General features: G+C 64.2%; 4 protein-coding genes. 2 read left to right on the forward strand and 2 right to left on the reverse strand.

Going from position 1 to position 2,827, the window contains the following annotated elements:
• Window positions 1-409: CapA family protein (locus AC1DY5_RS49995; RefSeq protein ID WP_478121738.1), on the forward strand; the 409-nt coding region annotated here is incomplete at its 5' end.
• Between the two features lie 346 nt (window positions 410-755).
• On the opposite strand, the gene AC1DY5_RS50000 is transcribed toward AC1DY5_RS49995, so the two are convergent.
• Together AC1DY5_RS50000 and AC1DY5_RS50005 are read right to left on the reverse strand one after the other, a co-directional pair.
• Complete coding sequence (locus tag AC1DY5_RS50000) at window positions 756-1,247, reverse strand: hypothetical protein (RefSeq protein ID WP_478121739.1); 492 nt, start codon at window positions 1,245-1,247, stop codon at window positions 756-758.
• A gap of 28 nt (window positions 1,248-1,275) precedes the next feature.
• The gene (locus AC1DY5_RS50005; RefSeq protein ID WP_478121740.1) at window positions 1,276-2,088 is read right to left on the reverse strand and encodes an N-formylglutamate amidohydrolase; all 813 of its coding nucleotides are present in this window, start codon (window positions 2,086-2,088) and stop codon (window positions 1,276-1,278) included.
• A 385-nt stretch (window positions 2,089-2,473) separates the two neighbouring features.
• On the opposite strand from AC1DY5_RS50005, the gene AC1DY5_RS50010 reads away from it, so the two are divergent.
• A partial coding sequence (locus AC1DY5_RS50010) for a hypothetical protein (protein ID WP_478121741.1) occupies window positions 2,474-2,827 on the forward strand: 354 nt, incomplete at its 3' end.

Raw genomic sequence — 2,827 nt, forward strand, 5'->3', positions numbered from 1 at the left:
CCTCGCAGGGGCGGATGTGGTCATCCCTTTCATGCACTGGGGTTGGGAGGGGGAACCGGCTCCCAGCCAACGGCAGCGAACGCTGGCACAGCTGATGATCGATGTGGGTGCGGATGCGGTGGTGGGCAGTCATCCCCACGTGACCCAGGGCGCAATGCTTTATCGAGGACGGCCGATAGTGTGGAGCCTGGGCAACTTCGTGTTCGACGGCTTTGAATTGGCGCAGGCGAATACGGGATGGCTGCTGCGGTTGACGCTCGACAGTCACGGGGTGCTCGCCTGGCGCACGATGACCGCCTACATGGACGAGGCGGGCACGCCCCGACTGGTACCTGAGCAAGAGACCCCCTGCGGAAGGCGTGGGGTGGCAGAAGTGCAATCGTGCGCGGGGATCGGCAGGGGCCCGTGAACTCTGTAGCGCGGACAGAGAATGATCAGCGACCAGGTCCGAGCCTGCTGATGTGCAGCCGCCCACATGCTCCTGATTGCGAAGAGTCGGTTGGCGCACTTCTCGACGAAAACGCCACCGTGCCTGACACCATGGGCACCTGGCGCGACCGTCAGAATTGACCTTCGGCTATGCAGCGGTTGCTGTCCTTCCGGGCCGCTGGCCGGACTCACGCTGTGAGGCCGATTCCGGTCATCCCGGTGCCACAGTGATCTCCGTATCGACGACCGGATGCAAGGTAGTGCCGACATAGCCGTCGCCGTCGCTCATTCGCCGGCGTCTTCCTGGTGACGAAGGCCCATCGAGCTCAGGCTGCCGCGATGACGGTCACCGTTCCGTTCGATCCGCGGTACTTGAGAGCGCCGTCCTCGACATACAGGATCCCGCCGCCAGTCGGATTGGCCGCTGGGGCGAGCGTCGCATTCGCAATCGCCACCACGCCATGCCCGCCTCCAAACTGACTGGCCGTACGGATGCCTACATTGCCGCCCGCCGCGCGCCGCTGAAACACGACGATGGTTTCGAACGCGGTATTGTCAGCATTCCGGCCATTCAATTGCAGCTTGTCCGCCTGCACGGCGATCTCGTACTTCCCCGCCGGACCGATCTGGTCGCTCTCGACGAACTCGATGTCGGGATTCGGATCATCGATCCGGATCGACGCAGCGCCGCCGCGTGTGCCGGCTTGCATGATGCGCAGCGCCGGTTGGTTGAAGTCGGGGTTGGTCGCGACCACCTCCAGAACCGAGGTGGCCGACCGCTGCACTCCGTCGTGTGACGTGATGGAAACCGTGGTCATTGCATTGCTCCTGTGCGTGGGTTGCGGGTCAGGAATCGAGAGCGCCGAAATGCGAGACGAGCGCGGTGGTCAGGGTGTGCGAATCGGCATAGCGGCTCACGAGGTTGCCGAACGCGAAGGCCAGCACTTCGATCAATCTCGCGCGTTCGCCAGGATCGGTACGCAATGGCTTCGTGATTTCCAACTGCATCGCGTCGAGGCCGTCGGGATGGGAACTGCCGTACGTCCTGATCGTGAAACCGCCGTTGAACTGCGGCACCTCGGTACCGTTGGGGTCCGGCGGCGAGACGCGGTAGCCGGCGGCCTCGAGGAAGCCGCGCAAGCTGCGCTTGCGCGCCAGCACTTGCGGGTCCGCAGCGCGAAGCCGTGCGATACCGTCTTCCTCGTCTCGTGCCGTGCCGAGGAAGATCTGCGCCGGATCCGACGGGATACCCCCCGTTCCGTGAATGTCGAACAGAAGGCCGAGCCCGCCGTTGTCGGCGCGGATCTCGTCAACGAAGGCGCGCACAGTGCCGTGGTACTCGTCGTAGAACGGCGCTGCCGCATCGACCTCGAAGCCGCATTCGCGCGACCGGTTGGCGTCGATGAACTTGCGATGGAACTCGGCGATCACGGCATATGGCGCGTCGCCGAAGATCTCCAGCACGCGCTGCGCCACCCCCGCGGCGACCAGGTTGGTGTCGACGTCGCGCGACGGCTCGAAGATGCAACCCGCGCGGCCGCTGCGGGGCAGCACGCCCGGAACATCGGCCACGCCGCCGTGCGGACAGGTGATGAGCACCGGCAGCGTGCCTCGATGACGCGCGACCAGGTTCGTTGCGTTGAAATCGATCTGCCACATGAGGTCCATCCTTTCGGAGCGAGATGTCGAACTCAATGACCTCGTCGAGCCGAACGAACAGGTCGTTCAGGTCGGCGTGCGCGGCTTGGCGGCGAACGCGATCGAGCCGCGGCCGACCGAGTTCAATGCCGATCTTGCGTACTGCCGATGCCGCCGTGCATCGCGCGTCCTAGTGGCGCGTGCTGCTCATCGGCCGCCATGGTGTCTCTTTGCTCCTCCATTCCATTGGCAGGACTGGCCCGCCCCCGTTTGCGCACCCTCGCCGGCATTTGCAGGGTAAGAGAATGCGCGATCAGTCTAATTCGACTCGCGGCGGCGCGCATTGGATTGGATGGGGTGGCAGCTTGCGCGTTTGCCTCCCTGCTGCCTTCGGCGACCGCTGGTGTTGACCCCCATCGATCACGATGACGCGAGCGGCGCTCTTTGCGCCGCCACGACAGGTCTGCGGCTGGCGAATGCGACAGGCAAGCGACTCGTCAGGGCCCGCCTGGAAGAACTCGAGGAGACGTCGCGCCTGTGGATGGTGAACGGAAAGCGCGGTTGCACGCGAGCAAAGGCCAAAGTCGGCTGCCGCTGCAAGTTCAACTTCAGACTGTCTGCCGTCGTTCGCCTTCGTCCTGTCGAATGTCGGTGGCTGACGAAACCAGACCTTGGCATTTTTCTTCGCGAACGGCCGGTCCCAAGCAAGCGTGATCATTCGCATTTAAATAGCACCTCCGATTCGGGCCGGTGGACTCAG

The organism is Variovorax sp. P4_D9, from assembly GCF_056401695.1.

Excerpts from the sequence above, each read along its gene's own strand:
- AC1DY5_RS50000 (WP_478121739.1), bottom strand. The coding sequence starts at position 1,247 with ATGACCACGGTTTCCATCACGTCACACGACGGAGTGCAGCGGTCGGCC.
- AC1DY5_RS50005 (WP_478121740.1), bottom strand. The coding sequence starts at position 2,088 with ATGTGGCAGATCGATTTCAACGCAACGAACCTGGTCGCGCGTCATCGA.